The 18,374-nt window shown below is 57.7% G+C and carries 17 protein-coding genes and 1 other RNA gene; 9 read left to right on the top strand and 9 right to left on the bottom strand.

All coding sequences use genetic code 11. The annotated features are described in order from the left end of the window. Window positions 1-84: 84 nt before the first annotated feature. Window positions 85-744: a PAQR family membrane homeostasis protein TrhA gene (gene trhA / locus CKK19_RS01325; protein WP_022649307.1), complete on the bottom strand. Its 660-nt coding sequence runs from the start codon at window positions 742-744 to the stop codon at window positions 85-87. A gap of 266 nt (window positions 745-1,010) precedes the next feature. On the opposite strand from trhA, the gene CKK19_RS01320 reads away from it, so the two are divergent. The 6 genes from CKK19_RS01320 (at window position 1,011) to CKK19_RS01295 (ending at window position 6,928) form a co-directional block, all read left to right on the top strand. Beyond that, entirely contained in the window at window positions 1,011-1,742 is a 732-nt protein-coding gene (locus tag CKK19_RS01320) for a MurR/RpiR family transcriptional regulator (RefSeq protein ID WP_022649308.1), read from the top strand. 116 nt (window positions 1,743-1,858) lie between these two features. Next, window positions 1,859-3,292 (top strand): 6-phospho-beta-glucosidase BglA, encoded by a 1,434-nt coding sequence (gene bglA / locus CKK19_RS01315; protein WP_022649309.1) that lies wholly within the window; start codon window positions 1,859-1,861, stop codon window positions 3,290-3,292. Window positions 3,293-3,416: 124 nt separating this feature from the next. Further along, the gene (locus CKK19_RS01310; RefSeq protein WP_022649310.1) at window positions 3,417-3,776 is read left to right on the top strand and encodes a hypothetical protein; all 360 of its coding nucleotides are present in this window, start codon (window positions 3,417-3,419) and stop codon (window positions 3,774-3,776) included. A 48-nt stretch (window positions 3,777-3,824) separates the two neighbouring features. Further along, a complete protein-coding gene (locus CKK19_RS01305; protein ID WP_063853800.1) occupies window positions 3,825-5,834 on the top strand; it encodes a protein-disulfide reductase DsbD family protein in 2,010 nt (669 codons plus the stop codon). 1 nt (window position 5,835) lies between these two features. Then, window positions 5,836-6,438 (top strand): DsbA family protein, encoded by a 603-nt coding sequence (locus tag CKK19_RS01300; RefSeq protein WP_045623005.1) that lies wholly within the window; start codon window positions 5,836-5,838, stop codon window positions 6,436-6,438. Then, complete coding sequence (locus CKK19_RS01295; RefSeq protein WP_063853799.1) at window positions 6,428-6,928, top strand: protein disulfide oxidoreductase; 501 nt, start codon at window positions 6,428-6,430, stop codon at window positions 6,926-6,928. Before CKK19_RS01300 ends, CKK19_RS01295 begins: the two co-directional genes overlap by 11 nt. 2 nt (window positions 6,929-6,930) lie before the next feature. Here the strand turns inward: CKK19_RS01295 and CKK19_RS01290 are convergent, their stop codons facing one another. The 8 genes from CKK19_RS01290 to CKK19_RS01255 all read right to left on the bottom strand — a co-directional run bounded on the left by CKK19_RS01290 (window position 6,931) and on the right by CKK19_RS01255 (window position 16,964). Next, complete coding sequence (locus CKK19_RS01290) at window positions 6,931-7,674, bottom strand: SDR family oxidoreductase (protein ID WP_023306889.1); 744 nt, start codon at window positions 7,672-7,674, stop codon at window positions 6,931-6,933. A 70-nt stretch (window positions 7,675-7,744) separates the two neighbouring features. Next, the gene (gene gcvP, locus CKK19_RS01285) at window positions 7,745-10,618 is read right to left on the bottom strand and encodes an aminomethyl-transferring glycine dehydrogenase (protein ID WP_063853798.1); all 2,874 of its coding nucleotides are present in this window, start codon (window positions 10,616-10,618) and stop codon (window positions 7,745-7,747) included. A 127-nt stretch (window positions 10,619-10,745) separates the two neighbouring features. After that, a complete protein-coding gene (gene gcvH, locus CKK19_RS01280) occupies window positions 10,746-11,135 on the bottom strand; it encodes a glycine cleavage system protein GcvH (RefSeq protein WP_058646291.1) in 390 nt (129 codons plus the stop codon). Window positions 11,136-11,158: 23 nt separating this feature from the next. Then, entirely contained in the window at window positions 11,159-12,253 is a 1,095-nt protein-coding gene (gcvT, locus tag CKK19_RS01275; protein WP_003860107.1) for a glycine cleavage system aminomethyltransferase GcvT, read from the bottom strand. Window positions 12,254-12,650: 397 nt separating this feature from the next. Beyond that, window positions 12,651-13,853: an FAD-dependent 2-octaprenylphenol hydroxylase gene (ubiI, locus tag CKK19_RS01270; RefSeq protein ID WP_023306891.1), complete on the bottom strand. Its 1,203-nt coding sequence runs from the start codon at window positions 13,851-13,853 to the stop codon at window positions 12,651-12,653. A 12-nt stretch (window positions 13,854-13,865) separates the two neighbouring features. Then, window positions 13,866-15,044, bottom strand: coding sequence for a 2-octaprenyl-6-methoxyphenyl hydroxylase (gene ubiH, locus CKK19_RS01265; RefSeq protein ID WP_023306892.1), 1,179 nt, complete (start codon window positions 15,042-15,044; stop codon window positions 13,866-13,868). Beyond that, window positions 15,041-16,354 (bottom strand): Xaa-Pro aminopeptidase, encoded by a 1,314-nt coding sequence (pepP, locus tag CKK19_RS01260; RefSeq protein WP_088581805.1) that lies wholly within the window; start codon window positions 16,352-16,354, stop codon window positions 15,041-15,043. Before pepP ends, ubiH begins: the two co-directional genes overlap by 4 nt. A 31-nt stretch (window positions 16,355-16,385) precedes the next feature. After that, window positions 16,386-16,964 carry a YecA family protein gene (locus CKK19_RS01255; RefSeq protein WP_003860099.1) on the bottom strand — a complete coding sequence of 193 codons (579 nt, stop codon included), beginning with the start codon at window positions 16,962-16,964 and terminating at the stop codon, window positions 16,386-16,388. A gap of 167 nt (window positions 16,965-17,131) precedes the next feature. Here CKK19_RS01255 and zapA point away from each other — a divergent pair, with 167 nt between their 5' ends. From zapA to CKK19_RS01240, 3 genes are all read left to right on the top strand, one after another. Next, window positions 17,132-17,461: a cell division protein ZapA gene (gene zapA / locus CKK19_RS01250; protein WP_003860096.1), complete on the top strand. Its 330-nt coding sequence runs from the start codon at window positions 17,132-17,134 to the stop codon at window positions 17,459-17,461. A 41-nt stretch (window positions 17,462-17,502) separates the two neighbouring features. Next, window positions 17,503-17,686, top strand: a non-coding RNA gene (gene ssrS, locus CKK19_RS01245) — 6S RNA. A 24-nt stretch (window positions 17,687-17,710) separates the two neighbouring features. Continuing rightward, complete coding sequence (locus CKK19_RS01240; protein WP_022649320.1) at window positions 17,711-18,307, top strand: 5-formyltetrahydrofolate cyclo-ligase; 597 nt, start codon at window positions 17,711-17,713, stop codon at window positions 18,305-18,307. The last annotated feature ends 67 nt before the right edge of the window (window positions 18,308-18,374 follow it).

Here is an 18,374-nt window from a genome sequence, read left to right as displayed (position 1 = left end):
TCTGCATAAAAAAATTACTGGGGAACCCTCAGCCCTGTGGGAGAGGGTCGGGGTGAGGGCATCAGACCGCACCTTACAAAAAAACTACACCTGACCAACATACAGATAAATTGCCAGAAAGTGGCACACGCTGCCGCCCAGCACAAAGCCGTGCCAGATGGCATGGTTGTACGGGATACGCTTGCAGACGTAGAAAATCACGCCCAGCGAGTAGATCACTCCGCCCACCGCCAGAAGCGTCACGCCCCCCACCGCCAGCTTAATGGCTAACTGATAAACCACAATCAGCGACAGCCAGCCCATTGTCAGATAGGTGACCAGCGACAACACTTTGAACCGGTGCGCGATGGTCAGCTTGAACAGGATCCCCAGCAGCGCCAGGCTCCAGATTACAATCATCAGGCCACGCGACAGCGGTGAGTTGAGCCCCACCAGCAAAAATGGCGTGTAAGTGCCTGCAATGAGAAGATAGATTGCGCAGTGGTCAAATTTCTTGAGCCATATCTTCGCCCGTTGATGCGGAATAGCGTGATACAGCGTTGAGGCCAGGAAAAGCAGGATCATACTCCCACCATACAGGCTGTAGCTGGTAATGGCCATCGCGCTGGCGTTGGTATCTACCGCCTGCACCAGCAGCAATACTAAGCCGACAATCCCAAACACCAGGCCAATGCCATGGCTTATGCTGTTGGCTACTTCCTCAGCCAGCGAATATCCCTGTGCGATTAATGGTCTGCTCACCATACTTAACTCCGGGAAAACAAAAGATGATTATTCATCGCCAGTCTATGCTAACTGAGAATGATTCCAGTGAACACCTGTTAGCTAAAATAAATCCGTAATCAATATTTATCCTTACAAATCAGTATAATGCAAAATAAATCCACCGCACAGGTGTAAATGATTTCATTAACACCTGAGTAATCAAGGAGATAAATCCGTCTCTCACCCTTCGTCATCATGGTATGCTTCAGGGATAGTGTCCGACAGCGAGTTTAGCCATTGTGAGTATGTTCAGCCATTCCGCCATTGCCAGCCTCAACAATCTGGAAATGATGGTCTACAACTATGTCATTAAGAACCGTGACAAAGTGATGTACATGACCATCCGCGAGCTGGCGGATGCGGCGGGAGTCTCTACCACTACTATCCTGCGCTTCTGCCGAAAGCTCAACTGCGAAGGCTACTCGGAATTTCGGGTGCGCTTTAAACTCTATCTGGAGCAGAACGAGCCGCAGCAGGCGAATTTTGGTGCCAGTGAAATTATCAGCTTCTTTAAAAGCGTAAATAACGAAGAGTTCGATGCGTTATTAGATAAAGCCGTCGATATTATTTTATCATCTGAACGAATTATTTTTGTTGGCGCAGGCACGTCCGGATCGCTGGCAAAATATGGCGCACGTTTCTTTTCAAATATCGGGAAATTCAGCAACCATATCGACGATCCTTATTTCCCGGTCACTAACGATATGGCTAAAAATGCACTGGCCATTGTACTTTCCGTCTCCGGAGAAACCGAGGAAATCCTGCGCTTCGCCAGCCAGTTCAGCCTGCATCGCTGCAAGGTGCTCTCTGTCACCAGCCACGAACATTCTCGTCTCGCGAAACTGGCGGACTTTAATCTCTCCTGGCATGTCCCCCAAACGCGCATAGGCGGCGTTTACGATATAACCACCCAAATCCCCGTTATCTATATTCTGGAATCATTAGGCCGGAAACTGGCGAAGAAATTAACAGAATAAAACATCCTGTTTTTTTGATGTGACAAATTACAATTCCCGCAAAATGTTATATCGTGACATTTATTTCCGCTTTGCTAGACTCGAAATCAATAAGTCCTGAATTGAGAATAGCAAAGATGAAAAAACTCACTTTACCGAAAGATTTTTTATGGGGCGGCGCGGTGGCGGCGCACCAGGTTGAAGGCGGCTGGAACAAAGGCGGCAAAGGTCCAAGCATTTGCGACGTGCTCACCGGCGGCGCACACGGCGTTCCGCGTGAAATCACGCAGGAAGTGATTGAAGGCAAATATTACCCGAACCACGAAGCCGTCGACTTTTACGGCCATTACAAAGAAGACATCAAGCTGTTTGCCGAGATGGGCTTCAAATGTTTCCGTACCTCTATCGCCTGGACGCGCATCTTCCCGAAAGGCGACGAAACTCAGCCAAACGAAGAGGGGCTGAAGTTTTACGACGACATGTTCGATGAACTGCTGAAGTACAACATCGAGCCGGTGATCACCCTCTCCCACTTTGAAATGCCGCTGCACCTCGTTCAGGAATACGGCGGATGGACCAACCGTAAAGTAGTCGATTTCTTTGTACGCTTCTCGGAAGTGGTATTTGAGCGCTACAAAAATAAGGTCAAATACTGGATGACCTTCAACGAAATCAACAACCAGCGCAACTGGCGTGCGCCGCTGTTCGGCTACTGCTGCTCTGGCGTGGTCTATACCGAGCACGACAACCCGGAAGAGACCATGTACCAGGTGCTGCACCACCAGTTCGTGGCCAGCGCGTTGGCGGTGAAAGCCGCCCGCCGCATTAACCCGGAGATGAAAGTCGGCTGCATGCTGGCGATGGTGGCGCTCTATCCGTACTCCTGCAAGCCAGAAGATGTGATGTTTGCTCAGGAATCCATGCGCGAGCGCTACGTCTTTACCGACGTACAGCTGCGCGGCTACTACCCGTCTTACGTGCTGAACGAGTGGGAACGCCGTGGCTTCTCCATCAAAATGGAAGCAGGCGACGAGCAGATCCTGCGTGAAGGCACCTGCGATTACTTAGGTTTCAGCTACTACATGACCAACGCGGTCAAAGCGGAAGGCGGCACCGGTGACGCCATTTCCGGCTTCGAGGGCAGCGTGCCGAACCCACACGTCAAGGCGTCCGACTGGGGCTGGCAGATTGACCCTGTGGGCCTGCGTTATTCACTGTGTGAACTGTACGAACGCTACCAGAAGCCGCTGTTTATCGTGGAAAATGGTTTCGGCGCCTACGACAAGGTGGAAGAGGACGGCAGCATCAACGATGACTACCGCATCGACTACCTGCGCGCCCATGTGGAAGAGATGATGAAGGCGGTGACCTGGGACGGTGTGGATCTGATGGGCTACACCCCGTGGGGCTGCATCGACTGCGTCTCCTTCACCACCGGCCAGTACAGCAAGCGCTACGGCTTTATCTACGTCAACAAGCACGACGACGGCACCGGTGACATGTCCCGCTCCCGTAAGAAGAGCTTTGAGTGGTATAAAACCGTCATTGCCAGCAACGGCGAAACGCTGTAATGGCTTGCCCTCTCTGCAAGCGGAGAGGGCAAACTGCTTATCTTCCAGACACTTCTTTACAGCTTTTGCGTTGCCAAAATATGTTCGCCCGATAATATAGGCATCCTGAATATTTGAGGCGAACATGATTAAGCGACAACGCAACGCTATCCTGCTTGTAGCCCTGGCCTGCCTGGTGGTACTGATATGTACCGCCCAGCGGATGGCCGGGATGCACGCGCTTGTCATGAACGTCACCGCCACGAGCCAGTCTGTTCAGCAGGGGCAGGAGAGTGCCGACGCACCGGTAACCCCGTGTGAGCTAAGCGCCAAGTCGCTGATGTCGGTCCCGCCTGTTTTGTTTGAAGGCGCCCTGATTGCCGTCACCCTGCTGCTTGCGTTGCTGGCAGCCAGTCCACCGCGCCGCGAACGGCAGTGGCCTCCCCGCGTTATCTCCCCGCCCCGGTTAAGGGTGCATCTGCGATTATGCGTCTTCCGTGAATGAGCCTTCGCCTGTTACTTCAGGTTAATTCATCATTTACGGAGAAAATTTATGTTTACTGTATTCAGGCGACTGCTGGTCTGCCTGCTTTGGCTATGGCTGCCCCTCAGCCAGGCTGCCGACAGCGGCTGGCTGCGCGCCGCCGATAATCAGCACGCCAGCGTCAGGCTGCGTGCGCAACCTGAAAGCACTGGCGAAACCCGCCTGCTGCTGGACGTCACCCTGCAAAAAGGCTGGAAAACCTACTGGCGCTCGCCGGGCGAAGGCGGCGTCGCACCCGCGATTAAATGGCATCAGCCCGTCGAGGCGATCTGGCGCTGGCCTGTGCCGCAGCGTTTCGACGTCGCGGGCATCACCACGCAGGGCTATCACGGCGATGTCAGCTTTCCCCTCACTCTGCGGGGCGACGTCCCGACGATCCTGAGCGGCGTGCTGACGCTCTCCACCTGTAGCAACGTCTGTATTCTTACCGACTACCCGTTTTCACTGAACATGACCGCATCCGCAGGTGCCGGTTTTGATTACGATTTCAGTCGGGCCATGGGCACCCTTCCGCTCAGCGGCGGGTTGACCTCAACGCTTAACGCCACCTATGCCCCCGGCAAGCTGACCGTAACGGCGCAGCGTGACGCAGGCTGGCAGGAGCCGTCGCTGTTTATCGACGGTATGGATGATGTTGATTTCGGCAAACCGGCCCTCACCATGCGCGGTGATTCGCTGGTCGCCACCGTGCCCGTGACGGACAGCTGGGGCGAGGCCGCGCCCAACCTCAGCGGCAAAACCCTGTCACTGGTTCTGGCCGATAGCGGGCAGGCGCAGGAGTCCAGCCTGAGCATTCAGCCGGGGAACGCCGCGCCGACGCTCCCGTTAGGCTGGGTGCTGCTGATGGCGATGGCGGGTGGCCTGATCCTCAACGTTATGCCCTGCGTGCTGCCGGTGCTGGCCATGAAGCTGGGCACGCTGATGCAAACCGAACGGCAGGCGCGCGGTCAGGTACGCCGACAGTTTCTTGCATCGGTAGCCGGGATCGTGATCTCGTTCCTCGCACTGGCGCTGATGATGACGGTATTACGTTTAGGCAATCAGGCGCTCGGCTGGGGGATCCAGTTCCAGAACCCGTGGTTTATTGCCGCGATGGCGCTGGTAATGGTGCTCTTCAGCGCCAGCCTGCTGGGGTTGTTTGAAATCCGTCTCCCTTCCGGCGCCAGCACCTTCCTCGCCACGCGCGGCGGCAACGGGCTTGCGGGTCATTTCTGGCAAGGCGCGTTTGCCACGCTGCTGGCGACACCCTGCACCGCGCCGTTCCTGGGGACGGCGGTCTCGGTCGCGCTGGCGGCACCGCTTCCCCTGCTGTGGGGGATCTTCCTGGCGATGGGTATCGGCATGAGCCTGCCGTGGCTGCTGGTGGCGGCCTGGCCGGGGCTGGCCCAGCGGTTGCCGCGTCCGGGGCGCTGGATGAACGTTGTACGCGTAGTGCTGGGGATGATGATGCTCGGCTCATCGCTGTGGCTGCTGAGCCTGCTGACGGTGCACATTGGCAGCCTGCCGGTCATTACGCTGGGCGTGCTACTGATCCTTGCGCTGCTGCTGGTCACCGCCTGGCGCTACCGCTGGCAAACGGCACTGCGCGCCGGGGTATTAGCTTTACTGGTGGCCGGGGTAGTCGCGTTTGTTTCCGGCTCCGGCGGCGAGGGCTCCCGCCGCGATCGTATTCACTGGCAGCCGCTCAGCGAGCAGGCCATTGTCCGCGCGCTGGCGGAGAACAAACGGGTGTTCGTCGACGTGACCGCCGACTGGTGCGTGACCTGTAAAGCCAATAAATACAACGTTCTGCTGCGCGACGACGTGCAGGTCGCGCTCTCCGCCCCGGACGTTGTCGCCCTGCGCGGCGACTGGAGCCGCCCCTCAGATACCATCAGCCAGTTTTTAACCACGCGCGGCAGCGCCGCCGTGCCGTTTAACCAGATCTACGGACCGGGATTACCGCAGGGCCACGTGCTGCCTGCGTTGTTAAGCCGCGAAGCGGTGCTGAGCACCCTGTCCGATGCAAAAGGAAAATAACATGAGAGCCTTTGTTGCCTTACTACTGCTGTCGTTATCAACGTTCGGTTTCGCCGCACCGTCAGATGACGCTTCCAACGACCAGCTGGCAAAACTGCTGTTTAACGACCCCAACAGCCCGCGAACCGGCGCGACATCGCCGAAGCTCACCATCGTCTCCTTCACGGACTACAACTGCCCGTATTGCAAGCAGTTCGACCCAATGCTGGAGAAAATCGTGCAGGAAAATCCCGACGTGCAGCTCATCATCAAACTGCTGCCGTTCAAGGGACAAAGCTCGGTAAATGCCGCGAAAGCGGCGCTCTCAACGTGGCAGCAGGCGCCGGATCAATTCTGGGCACTACACCAGCGGCTGATGATGAAAAAGGGCTATCACGATGACGCCAGCATCGCCGCCGCGCAGGTGAAGACCGGGACGGACAGCATTAAAACCGATGATAAAACCATGGACAGCGTAAAGATGAACCTGATCCTGGCGCAGGTGCTGAATATTCAGGGCACCCCGGCGACCATCATCGGTGACCAGATGGTGGCGGGCGCAATCCCGTATGACGATCTGGAGGGGCTGGTCAAAGAACAGCTGGCAAACGCCCGTGGCAAGTAAGCTTCCGCGCCTGCTGCGCGAGCTGGCCGTGTGGCTGCTGATTGGCGTAGCCGTGAGCCTGGTGGTGGACTATTTCCACCAGCCCGCGCTGCCGCAGAATTTCTCCGCGACGGCACTGCACACCCTCGATGGTCAGCCCGTCGATCTTATCGCCATGAGTAAGGAGCGACCGCTGCTGGTCTACGTCTGGGCGACATGGTGCGGCGTTTGCCGCTACACCACGCCGTCGGTGGCGGCGATTGCCGCGGACGGGGGTAACGTGATGTCGGTTGCGCTGCGCTCGGGCGATAACGCGACGCTCGAAACATGGATGAGAAAGAAGAAGGCGATGATGCCCACGGTCAACGACGCCAGCGGAGAACTGGCGCGTCAGTGGGACGTTCAGGTGACGCCAACGCTTGTGGTGATCTCTCACGGTGAAGTGAAGTCGATCACCACCGGCTGGACCAGCGGCTGGGGAATGCGCCTGCGGCTGTGGCTGGCGTCGTAACGTTACTTCCCGCCAGCCAGCTCCAGGAAGCTACCGGTGACATAGGAGGCTTTGTCGCTCAGCAGCCAGGTAATGGCCTGGGCGACCTCCTCCGGCTGACCGCCACGCTGCATCGGTAACATCGACTTCACCCGATCCACACGCCCCGGCTCGCCGCCGGAGGCGTGAATATCGGTATAAATCAGGCCTGGCCGCACGCAGTTAACGCGAATGCCCTGCGCCGCCACCTCCAGCGCGAGGCCGGTGGTGAGGGAATCCACCGCCCCTTTGGAGGCAGCATAATCCACATACTCCCCCGGTGCGCCCAGTCGTGAGGCCGCCGAGGAGACATTCACAATCGCGCCGCCCTTGCCGCCGTGTTTATGCGACATGCGTTTCACCGCCTCACGGCAGCAGAGAAAATAGCCAGTGACGTTGGTGGACAGCACGCGGTTAATACGTTCAGCTGAGAGGTTTTCGATGGAGGATTGTTCAAACAAAATCCCGGCGTTGTTCACCAGCGCGGCGAGCGGCTCACCTTCGCGATCGATGCTGTCGAACATCGCCATCACCTGCGATTCATCGCTGATATCCGCGCGCACGGCAAAGGCCTTACCGCCCGCGTCCACGATCTGATTAATGACCTCTGTCGCGGCTTTGATGTTGTGATGAAAATTCACCGCAACGGTGTAGCCTTCGCTTGCCAGCTGTAGCGCGGTGGCTTTACCAATACCCCGGCTGGCGCCGGTGACCAATGCAATTGCCATTCTGTTCTCCAAATAAAAAAGCCGGGTGGCGGCTTCGCCTTACCCGGCCTACGTTACTACAGGAACAACGTTACTGGTATTCGCTCATCGGCACGCAGGAGCAGAACAGGTTACGGTCGCCGTAAACATCATCAAGACGTTTCACGGTTGGCCAGTATTTGTTTGCTACACCTGCCGGGAAGACAGCCAGCTCGCGGGTATAACCGTGGTTCCACTCTGCCACCAGTTCGTTCTGGGTATGCGGCGCGTTAACCAGGGGGTTATCTTCCAGCGTCCATTCCCCGCCTTTCACGCGGTCGATTTCGCTGCGGATCGCCAGCATCGCGTCGATAAAGCGATCCAGCTCCACCTTGCTTTCAGACTCGGTCGGCTCAACCATCAGCGTTCCTGCAACCGGGAAGGACATGGTTGGCGCGTGGAAGCCGTAGTCGATCAGGCGCTTGGCAATATCCAGCTCGCTGATGCCCGTCTCTTCTTTCAGAGGACGAATATCGAGGATGCATTCGTGCGCCACGCGACCATCGCGGCCGGTGTAGAGCACCGGATAGGCGTCTTTCAGACGTGTTGCGATGTAGTTGGCGTTGAGGATCGCCACCTGGCTGGCCTGCTTGAGCCCTTCCGCGCCCATCATGCGGATGTACATCCAGCTGATTGGCAAGATAGAGGCGCTGCCGAACGGTGCCGCGGAGACCGCGCCCTGACGGGTCAGCATGCCTTCAATCTGCACCACGCTATGGCCTGGCACAAACGGTGCCAGGTGCGCTTTGACGCCGATTGGGCCCATGCCCGGGCCGCCGCCGCCGTGCGGAATGCAGAACGTTTTATGCAGGTTGAGGTGCGACACGTCCGCGCCAATAAAGCCCGGAGAGGTAATGCCCACCTGGGCGTTCATGTTCGCGCCGTCGAGGTAAACCTGGCCGCCGAACTGATGCACCACTTCACATACTTCACGGATCGTTTCTTCGTACACGCCGTGGGTGGACGGGTAGGTCACCATGATGCAGGAGAGTTTGTCGCCTGCCTGCTCGGCTTTCGCGCGCAGGTCGGCCAGATCGATGTTGCCGTTTTTGTCGCACGCCACAACCACCACTTCCATCCCTGCCATCTGGGCAGAGGCCGGGTTGGTGCCGTGGGCAGAGCTTGGGATCAGACAGATATCGCGGTGGCCTTCGTTGCGGCTTTCGTGATAGTGACGGATCGCCAGCAGACCGGCGTATTCACCCTGCGCACCGGAGTTCGGCTGCATGCAGAGCGCGTCGTACCCGGTCAGCTTCACCAGCCAGTCGGAGAGCTGGTTGATCATCATGTGATAACCTTCCGCCTGCTCAGCCGGGCAGAACGGGTGCAGCTCGGAGAATTCAGGCCAGGTGATTGGGATCATCTCAGCCGCGGCGTTCAGCTTCATGGTGCAGGAGCCCAGCGGGATCATCGCCTGGTTCAGCGCCAGATCTTTACGTTCCAGAGAGTGCATGTAACGCATCATCTCGGTTTCGCTGTGATAGCGGTTGAACACCGGGTGAGTCAGGATCGCGTCGTCGCGCAGCATGCTTTCCTGAATGGAGCGGCTGTCGAGCGCAACCTCTTTGTCGAGCGTATCAACGTCCAGACCCTGTGCGTCACCCAGCAATACGTTGAACAGGGTCAGGATATCGTCACGGGTGGTGCTTTCGTCCAGCGTAATACCGACCGCATTGTGAATGTCGCTGCGCAGGTTGATTTGTGCTGCCTCGGCGCGCGCCAGCACGGCCGCTTTGTCTGCCACCTCGACGCACAGGGTGTCGAAGTAGTGCTCATGACGCAGTCTGAGACCTTTCTGTTGCAGACCGCAGGCCAGGATATCGGCCAGACGGTGGATGCGGCTGGCAATGCGTTTCAGACCTGCCGGACCGTGGAACACCGCGTATAAGCTGGCAATGTTAGCCAGCAGCACCTGCGAGGTACAGATGTTGGAGTTCGCTTTCTCGCGGCGGATATGCTGCTCGCGGGTCTGCATCGCCATGCGCAGCGCGGTGTTACCGGCGGCATCTTTCGATACGCCGATAATACGGCCTGGCATGGAACGTTTAAATTCATCTTTCGCGCCAAAGAACGCCGCGTGCGGGCCGCCGTAGCCCATCGGCACGCCGAAGCGTTGCGCTGAGCCGAAGACAATATCCGCGCCCTGTTTACCCGGCGCCGTCAGCAGCACCAGCGCCATAAAATCAGCGGCGACGCTAACAATAACCTTACGGGATTTGAGCTCGGCGATCAGCGCGCTGTAATCATGCACTTCCCCGGTGGTGCCCACCTGCTGTAACAGCACGCCGAAGACGTCCTGGTGATCCAGCACTTTATCAGTGTCGTCGACAATCACCTCAAAGCCGAAGGTTTCCGCACGGGTGCGCACCACGTCCAGCGTCTGGGGATGCACGTCCGCCGCGACGAAGAAGCGGTTGGCGTTTTTCAGCTTGCTCACGCGCTTCGCCATCGCCATCGCTTCAGCGGCGGCAGTGGCTTCATCCAGCAGCGAGGCAGAGGCGATATCCATACCGGTCAGATCCAGCGTCACCTGCTGGAAGTTCAGCAGCGCTTCCAGACGGCCCTGGGAGACTTCTGGCTGATACGGGGTGTAAGCGGTGTACCAGCCCGGATTTTCCAGCATATTACGCAGGATCACCGGCGGTAATTGCACGTTGGTGTAGCCCATGCCGATGTAAGACTTATAGCGCTTGTTAAGGCCGGCGATGGCCTTCAGCTCCGCCAGCGCGGCGAACTCCGTCGTGGACTCGCCTACCTGCGGCGGTGTGGCAAGCTGGATGTCTTTTGGCACGATCTGGCCGATCAGTGCGTTTAATGAATCCGCGCCAACTGTCTTCAGCATCTCCTGCTGTTGCTGAGCATCCGGCCCAATGTGACGTTCAATGAAGGCGCCACGGTTTTCAAGCTGGCTTAAAGTCTGTGTCATGAGCGATGGTTCCTGAAACGTGCAGTGAATCGTAATTATCTGTAACGCTGTTGCCCGGTGGCGCTAACGCTTACCGGGCCTACGTAGATCTGTAGGCCGGATAAGCGCAGCGCCATCCGGCACAACGTTATTCGTCTTCCAGTAGTGCTTCGTACGCGGTCGCATCCAGCAGCGCGGCAACCTGCGCTTCGTCGCTGGCTTTGATCTTAAAGATCCAGCCGCTTTCATAAGGCTCGCTGTTCACCAGCTCCGGGGAGTCGCTCAGCGCGTCGTTCACGGCAACAATTTCACCGCTCACCGGAGCGTAGATGTCAGAGGCCGCTTTAACGGATTCCGCCACCGCACAGTCGTCGCCTGCGCTCACGGTTGCGCCCACTTCCGGCAGGTCAACAAACACCATGTCGCCCAGCAGTTCCTGCGCGTGCTCGGTGATCCCAACGGTGTAAGTGCCGTCCGCCTCTTTGCGCAGCCACTCGTGTTCTTTGCTGTATTTCAGTTCTGCTGGCACATTGCTCATTGAAGTTCTCCTGATAAAAATAGTTAGGCGACCGGCTTACCGGCGCGAACAAAAATCGGTTTGGTCACGTTGACCGGCATTTCGCGGTTGCGGATCTGCACCACCGCCGTTTCGCCAATCCCCGCTGGCACGCGTGCCAGTGCAATACTGTAGCCGAGCGTCGGGGAGAACGTTCCGCTGGTGATCACGCCTTCGCGATGATTGCCATCGGCATCGGTGAAGCGCACCGGCAGCTCGCCGCGCAGAACGCCTTTTTCTTTCATCACCAGGCCAACCAGCTGTTCAGTGCCCTTCTCGCGCTGCATCTCCAGCGCTTCACGGCCAATAAAATCACGGTCAGCCGGTTCCCACGCGATGGTCCAGCCCATGTTGGCCGCCAGCGGTGAGACGCCTTCGTCCATCTCCTGACCGTAGAGGTTCATCCCCGCTTCCAGACGCAGCGTATCGCGCGCGCCCAGGCCCGCAGGCTTCACACCCGCCTCCACCAGCGCACGCCAGAAATCGGCGGCCTTTTCGTTTGGCATTGCAATTTCGTAGCCCGCTTCACCGGTGTAGCCGGTGGTGGCGATAAACAGATCCCCCGCCTGCACGCCGAAGAACGGCTTCATGCCTTCGGTTGCTTTGCGCTGCTCGTCGCTGAACAGAGACGCGGCTTTCGCCTGGGCGTTTGGCCCCTGCACCGCAATCAGCGACAGATCGTCACGAACGGTGATGTCGATGGCGTAGGGTTCAGCGTGTTGGGAAATCCAGGAGAGGTCTTTTTCGCGGGTGGCGGAGTTTACAACGAGGCGGAAGAAATCTTCGGTGAAGTAGTAGACGATGAGGTCGTCAATCACGCCGCCAGAGGCATTAAGCATGCCGGTATAGAGCGCTTTGCCCGGCGTTTTTAGTTTGGCGACGTCGTTTGCCAACAGATAACGCAAAAACTCCCGGGTGCGGCTACCGCGCAGGTCGACAATCGTCATATGAGACACGTCGAACATACCGGCATCGGTGCGCACCGCGTGGTGCTCATCAATCTGCGAGCCGTAGTGCAGCGGCATCATCCAGCCGTGGAAGTCCACCATGCGGGCGCCGCATAACACGTGCTGTTCGTACAAAGGAGTCTGTTGAGCCATCTTTTCCTCGTTGAAAAATTCACCGTGAAACCCGGTGTCGACCTCGCGATCGAGGGCCGACGCAAACGTTCTCTTTTACCTGAACTTACCACCGAAACCGGCGGTTAACCATAAGGTAAAACGGGTCATCACATTAGCTTATGACCAAAAATCGCTGAAAAGCCTACAGAGTTATTCACTGGTAAAATGCGATTAAACCCGCATAAAATTAACATCGAGCTAACAGGATTTAGCAGATGGTGATATTTCGTGCGGAAAAACGGGCCGAATTTCCGTTACATAAAAATAGTAAGATTAGATTTTCTAATGCGAAAAATGACGTGAAATTAGATTATTTCAAACGAGGAGATTTCCCCGGCGCGAAGGCCGGGAAAATAAAGTGTGACGGGGATCGAGATTAACGTAACCAGTCGGGAAGATCGTTAAGGCCCATTGCCTGACGAAGAAGCTGCGGTTTGACGCCGGGAAGGGTGTCGGCCAGTTTGAGGCCGATATCGCGTAGCAGTTTTTTCGCCGGGTTCGCTCCGGCAAATAGCTCGCGGAAGCCCTGCATACCCGCCAGCATCATCGCCGCACTGTGTTTGCGGCTGCGCTCGTAGCGACGCAGATACAGATGCTGACCAATATCTTTACCTTCCCGATGCAGACGACGCAGCTCTTCAACCAGCTCGGCCGCGTCCATAAAGCCGAGGTTCACCCCCTGCCCGGCCAGCGGATGAATCGTATGCGCCGCATCCCCCACCAACGCCAGACGGTGCGCCGCAAACTGACGCGCGTAGCGACCGGTTAACGGAAACGCCTGGCGTTCGCTTTCAAGCGTGCACAGGCCCAGACGGTTATCAAACGCCACGCATAGCGCCTGATTAAAGGCGTCCGGCGTCGCCTCCTGCATCTGCTGCGCTTTCTCCGGCTCTAAAGACCAGACGATGGAGCAGAGATGCGGATCGGCAAGCGGCAGGAAGGCCAGAATGCCATCATTGTGGAAAATCTGGCGCGCCACGCCGCCATGCGGCTCTTCGGTGCGGATTGTGGCAACCAGGGCGTGATGACGGTAATCCCAGAAGGTCAGCGGAATATCCGCTTTGTTACGCAGCCAGGAATTGGCGCCGTCGGCACCCACTACCAGCCGCGCGGTCAGCATGTCGCCGCTTTCAAGAGTGATAAACGCGTCGTTTTCGCCCCACGCCACCTGCTGAAGTTTCGCCGGTGCGATCAGCGTGACGTCGCTGCACTGCTGCGCTTTTTGCCACAGCGCGTGGTGGATCACCGCGTTTTCAACGATGTGCCCAAGGTGGCTGTAGCCCATGCTTTCATCGTCAAACGCGATATGGCCGAAGCTGTCTTTATCCCACACTTCCATGCCATGGTAACAGCTGGCACGCAGCGCCACGATTTCAGACCAGACGCCAAGGTGCGTCAGTAGCTTTTCGCTGGCGGCATTGATCGCCGAGACGCGCAGCTCCGGCGGTGCATCCTGCGCCATGGGCTGCGGCGCATTTTGCTCAAGCACCGCCACGCGCAGGCCGCTGCCCTGTAAACCACAGGCCAGCGCCAGTCCTACCATTCCGCCGCCGACAATGGCGACATCAACATTTTGCACGGTGATTACTCCTTAACGCGCGACCCAACCCAGGGTCCGCTGCGCCAGCACGTCACGTGCCGGAATGAACAGTTCCATCGCCATCAGCCCAAGGTTGCGACCCGCAACCAGCGGTGCCCAGCGATTGGCAAACAGGTGGACTAAACCGTCGGTAACGCCAATGGTCGCCGCTTTGTCCGCCTGACGTCGTTTCTGGTAATGGCTCAGCACTGAGTATGCGCCACAATCCTGTTGTTCGCTCCACGTCTGCGCCAGTAGTTCAGCCAGGCTCATCACGTCGCGCAGGCCAAGGTTAAAGCCTTGCCCGGCGATGGGGTGCAGCGTCTGCGCGGCGTTGCCGACCAGGGCGACGCGATGGGAGACAGTCTGCGATGCGGTCGTCAGCGCGAGCGGATAGGCCACGCGTTTTCCGGCCTGGGTGATACGCCCAAGCCGCCAGCCGAAGGCTTTTTGCAGCTCGGAACTAAAACGTTCGTCGGACCAGGAGAGAACCTCATCGGCCCGGTCCTGCGCATGGCACCACACCAGCGAGCAGCGCCCGTTCGACATCGGCAGCATGGCCAGCGGGCCGTGCTCCGTGAAGCGCTCAAATGCCCTGCCGTTATGCGCGCCAGCCGTAGAGACGTTAGCGATGACCGCCACCTGCCCATAGGGTTCAGAGCGCAATTCGACGCCGCACTGCGTGGCGATCGCGGAGCGTGAACCATCCGCCGCCACCAGCAGTTCCCCCTCCAGCGTGGTGCCGTTGTCCAGCGTCACGCTGACGGCTTCGTCACGGCGGCTAAAGCTGGCGACGCGCGCCGGACAGTGCAGCGTGACGCCAGGCGCGTCCTGTAAAAGACGGAACAGCCGCAGCCCTACGTCATGCAGCTCGACAACCTGCCCCAGCGCCTCGATCCGGTAATCGTGGGCATCCAGCGTCACAAACCCGGCGTGCCCGCGATCGCTGACGTGAACGGTGCCGATCGCCGTCGCGCAATCCGCTATCGCCTGCCAGATCCCAATACGCGCAAGCTGCTGACAGGTTCCCTGCGCCAGCGCGATAGCGCGGGCGTCGAAACCGGGATGATCGGCCGCCTGCGGCGCGACCGCCTCAACCAGATGCACCGGAAGCTGGCCCTGGGTTAACTGCGAAATAGCCAACGCCAGAGTAGCGCCGGTCATGCCTCCGCCAACAATGATTACGCTCATCCGCGTGCCGCCGCCATCAGCGCCTCGATGTCGTCGGCTTTTTTCACCACGGTCGCGGTCAGGTTTTCGTTACCGGTTTCGGTGATGACGATGTCATCTTCAATACGAATGCCGATCCCGCGGTACTGTTCCGGCACGTCGGCATCCGGCGCGATGTACAGCCCCGGCTCAACGGTCAGCACCATGCCAGGCTCCAGCACGCGCGAACGTTCCGGACCGTATGCCCCCACGTCATGCACATCCAGCCCCAGCCAGTGGCTCAGGCCGTGCATAAAGTACGGGCGATGGGCGTTTTCGGTTATAAGGGTGTCCACATCGCCTTTCAGAATACCAAGCTTCACCAGCCCGGTAATCATGATGCGCACCACCTCGCCCGTAACCTCCTGAATGGAGGTGCCAGGGCGGAACAGCGTCAGCGCGGTCTCCAGAGACTCAAGCACGATGTCATAGATTTCACGCTGCGCTGGGGTGAATTTACCGTTCACCGGGAAGGTACGGGTGATGTCGCCCGCGTAACCCTGATATTCACAGCCGGCGTCAATCAGCACCAGATCGCCGTCGCGCAGTTCACTTTCGTTTTCGGTGTAGTGCAGAATGCAGCCGTTTTCCCCGCCGCCTACGATGGTGTTATAGGACGGGAAGCGCGCGCCGTGACGGTTAAATTCATGGTGAATTTCGCCTTCAAGCTGGTACTCGAACATACCGGGACGGCACTTTTCCATGGCACGGGTATGCGCCAGGGCGCTGATTTCGCCCGCGCGGCGCATCACATTCAGCTCTTCTTCAGACTTAAACAGGCGCATCTCATGCACCACCGGTCGCCAGTCTGTCAGGGTTGCGGGTGCAGACAAATTCTGACGTGAGCCTTTACGCAGCTTATCCAGCGCAGTGAAAACAATCTCATCCGCATAGGCGTATTCACCCTGCGCGTGATAGAGCACGTCCAGGCCGTTGAGCAATTGATAGAGCTGCTGGTTGATTTCGCTGTAGGCCAGCGCGCGGTCCACGCCCAGTTTTTCCGGCGCCGCCTCCTGCCCTAAGCGGCGACCAAACCAGATTTCCGCAGTCAGATCGCGCACGCGGTTGAAAATCACGCTGTGGTTGTGGGTGTCATTGCTTTTAATCAGCACCAGTACCGCTTCCGGCTCGTTAAACCCGGTGAAGTACCAGAAATCACTGCTCTGGCGATAGGGGTATTCGCTGTCGGCGCTGCGCGTCACTTCCGGCGCGGCGAAAATCAGGGCAGCGCTTCCCGGCTGCATTTTTGCCAGCAGCGCCTGACGACGGCGAGAATACTCTTGACTGGAGATAACCATGACACCCTCCTGTGCGTTATTTTTCTTAGTGTAATGTTGGCTTGCGAACTTCCGGCGCGGTCGGCTGCGAGCGCGTAAAGTTGTCGTGGCACAGCAGAGACGCCACGCGCACGTACTCGATGATCTCTTCGAGAGACATCTCCAGCTCTTCCTGGTCTTCGTCTTCATCGTAGCCGAGCTGGGCGATGTTACGCAGATCGTCGATCGCTTCACCCGCTTCGCCGGTCACTTTATCCAGTTTAGGCTGGGTTACGCCCAGGCCAAGCAGATAGTGGTTTACCCAACCCGCAAGCGCATCAGCGCGATCGAAGACGCTGACATCGTCGCCTTCAGGCAGATAAAGCTGAAAAAGAAAGCCATCGTCTTCCAGGGAATCGCTGGTTGCGGCGTGCATTTTACGCAGCGCTTCCGCCAGTTCGTGGCCAAACGCCAGCCCTTCGTTGGTGAGGTCGTGGATCAGCGGCTGCCATGAGCTGTCGCTGTTTCCGCCGCACAGTATGCCGCTGATCAGACCGTGCATTTCGGCAGGGGTTAGACCGACTCCCTGCTGGTTCAGTAACTGGTTTAAATCCTTGTAACCAGGCATTTCGTTCTGTATAGACATACGCATTCGTCATCAAAGGGAGGATATTCATGATATGCTACCACTTTGGACCCTGGTGATACCAGAAAAGGGCTTGTATCTTCACATCAGGGTAGCTATAGTGTCGCCCCTTCGCAGCCCCCGGGGCAGTAAGCGAAGGCAGCGCAGTCAATCAGCAGGAAGGTGGCATGTCTGCACAACCCGTCGATCTCCAGATTTTTGGCCGTTCACTGCGAGTGAATTGTCCGCCTGAACAAAGGGATGCTTTGAATCAGGCTGCGGACGATTTGAATCAGCGGTTGCAAGATCTAAAAGAACGCACTAGAGTCACAAATACTGAGCAGCTGGTTTTCATCGCCGCGTTGAACATCAGCTATGAACTGACTCAGGAAAAAGCGAAGACCCGCGATTACGCGGCAAGCATGGAGCAGCGCATTAAAATGCTCCAGCAGACCATAGAGCAGGCATTGCTTGATCAAGGTCGCAGTCCTGAAAGACCGGGACCAAAGTTTGAATAACACTTCTCAGTTGACTATGGTAGAGTAACTGTGAAGACAAAATTTCTCTGAGATGTTTGCAAGCGGGCCAGTCCCCTGAGCCGATATTTCATACCACAAGAATGTGGCGCTCCATGGTTGGTGAGCATGCTCGGTCCGTCCGAGAAGCCTTAAAACTATGACGACACATTCACCTTGAACCAAGGGTTCAAGGGTTACAGCCTGCGGCGGCATCTCGGAGATTCCCTCTCTCTTCTTCTACCAACTACCATGACTCAATTCCCTGAAGTTTCTGCTTCACGCCAGGATATCCGTCAGCTCATTCGCCAGCGTCGTCGTGCCTTAAGCGCCGAACAACAGGCACAGTTTGCCCAGCAGGCCGCCGCCCGTATGATGGCCTATCCGCCTGTGGTGATGGCAAACACCGTCGCCTTGTTTCTTTCGTTTGATGGTGAGCTGGATACCCAACCGCTTATCGACCAGCTCTGGCGCGCCGGGAAAAAAGTTTATCTGCCGGTGCTGCATCCCTTTAGCCGGGGCAATCTGCTGTTTCTGCACTACCATCCGCACAGCGAACTGGTGGTGAATCGTCTGAAAATCACCGAACCCAAACTCGACGTGCGCGATGTGCTGCCGCTATCTGAACTGGATGTGCTGATTACGCCGCTGGTGGCGTTTGACGAGCAGGGACAGCGCCTGGGTATGGGCGGTGGTTTTTACGACAGAACGCTACAAAACTGGCAGCAGTACGGATTGCAGCCGGTGGGCTATGCGCATGATTGCCAGGGCGTGGAGGCATTACCCGTAGAGAAATGGGATGTGCCGTTACCGGCGGTGGTGACGCCCAGTAAAACCTGGACCTGGTAGAACAAAGCCGGGTGGCGGCTACGCCTTACCCGGCCTACATAAATCCTCGAACATTGTAGGTCGGGTA

The organism is Enterobacter sp. CCUG 70166, from assembly GCF_020224095.1.
Taxonomy (GTDB): Bacteria; Pseudomonadota; Gammaproteobacteria; order Enterobacterales; family Enterobacteriaceae; genus Enterobacter; species Enterobacter intestinihominis.
Note: the sequence above shows the minus strand (reverse complement) of the source record. Positions and strands in the feature narration are given on the sequence as shown.

Excerpts from the sequence above, each read along its gene's own strand:
- trhA (WP_022649307.1), bottom strand. The coding sequence starts at position 744 with ATGGTGAGCAGACCATTAATCGCACAGGGATATTCGCTGGCTGAGGAA.
- CKK19_RS01320 (WP_022649308.1), top strand. The coding sequence starts at position 1,011 with ATGTTCAGCCATTCCGCCATTGCCAGCCTCAACAATCTGGAAATGATG.
- bglA (WP_022649309.1), top strand. The coding sequence starts at position 1,859 with ATGAAAAAACTCACTTTACCGAAAGATTTTTTATGGGGCGGCGCGGTG.
- CKK19_RS01310 (WP_022649310.1), top strand. The coding sequence starts at position 3,417 with ATGATTAAGCGACAACGCAACGCTATCCTGCTTGTAGCCCTGGCCTGC.
- CKK19_RS01305 (WP_063853800.1), top strand. The coding sequence starts at position 3,825 with ATGTTTACTGTATTCAGGCGACTGCTGGTCTGCCTGCTTTGGCTATGG.
- CKK19_RS01300 (WP_045623005.1), top strand. The coding sequence starts at position 5,836 with ATGAGAGCCTTTGTTGCCTTACTACTGCTGTCGTTATCAACGTTCGGT.
- CKK19_RS01290 (WP_023306889.1), bottom strand. The coding sequence starts at position 7,674 with ATGGCAATTGCATTGGTCACCGGCGCCAGCCGGGGTATTGGTAAAGCC.
- gcvP (WP_063853798.1), bottom strand. The coding sequence starts at position 10,618 with ATGACACAGACTTTAAGCCAGCTTGAAAACCGTGGCGCCTTCATTGAA.
- gcvH (WP_058646291.1), bottom strand. The coding sequence starts at position 11,135 with ATGAGCAATGTGCCAGCAGAACTGAAATACAGCAAAGAACACGAGTGG.
- gcvT (WP_003860107.1), bottom strand. The coding sequence starts at position 12,253 with ATGGCTCAACAGACTCCTTTGTACGAACAGCACGTGTTATGCGGCGCC.
- ubiH (WP_023306892.1), bottom strand. The coding sequence starts at position 15,044 with ATGAGCGTAATCATTGTTGGCGGAGGCATGACCGGCGCTACTCTGGCG.
- CKK19_RS01255 (WP_003860099.1), bottom strand. The coding sequence starts at position 16,964 with ATGTCTATACAGAACGAAATGCCTGGTTACAAGGATTTAAACCAGTTA.
- zapA (WP_003860096.1), top strand. The coding sequence starts at position 17,132 with ATGTCTGCACAACCCGTCGATCTCCAGATTTTTGGCCGTTCACTGCGA.
- CKK19_RS01240 (WP_022649320.1), top strand. The coding sequence starts at position 17,711 with ATGACTCAATTCCCTGAAGTTTCTGCTTCACGCCAGGATATCCGTCAG.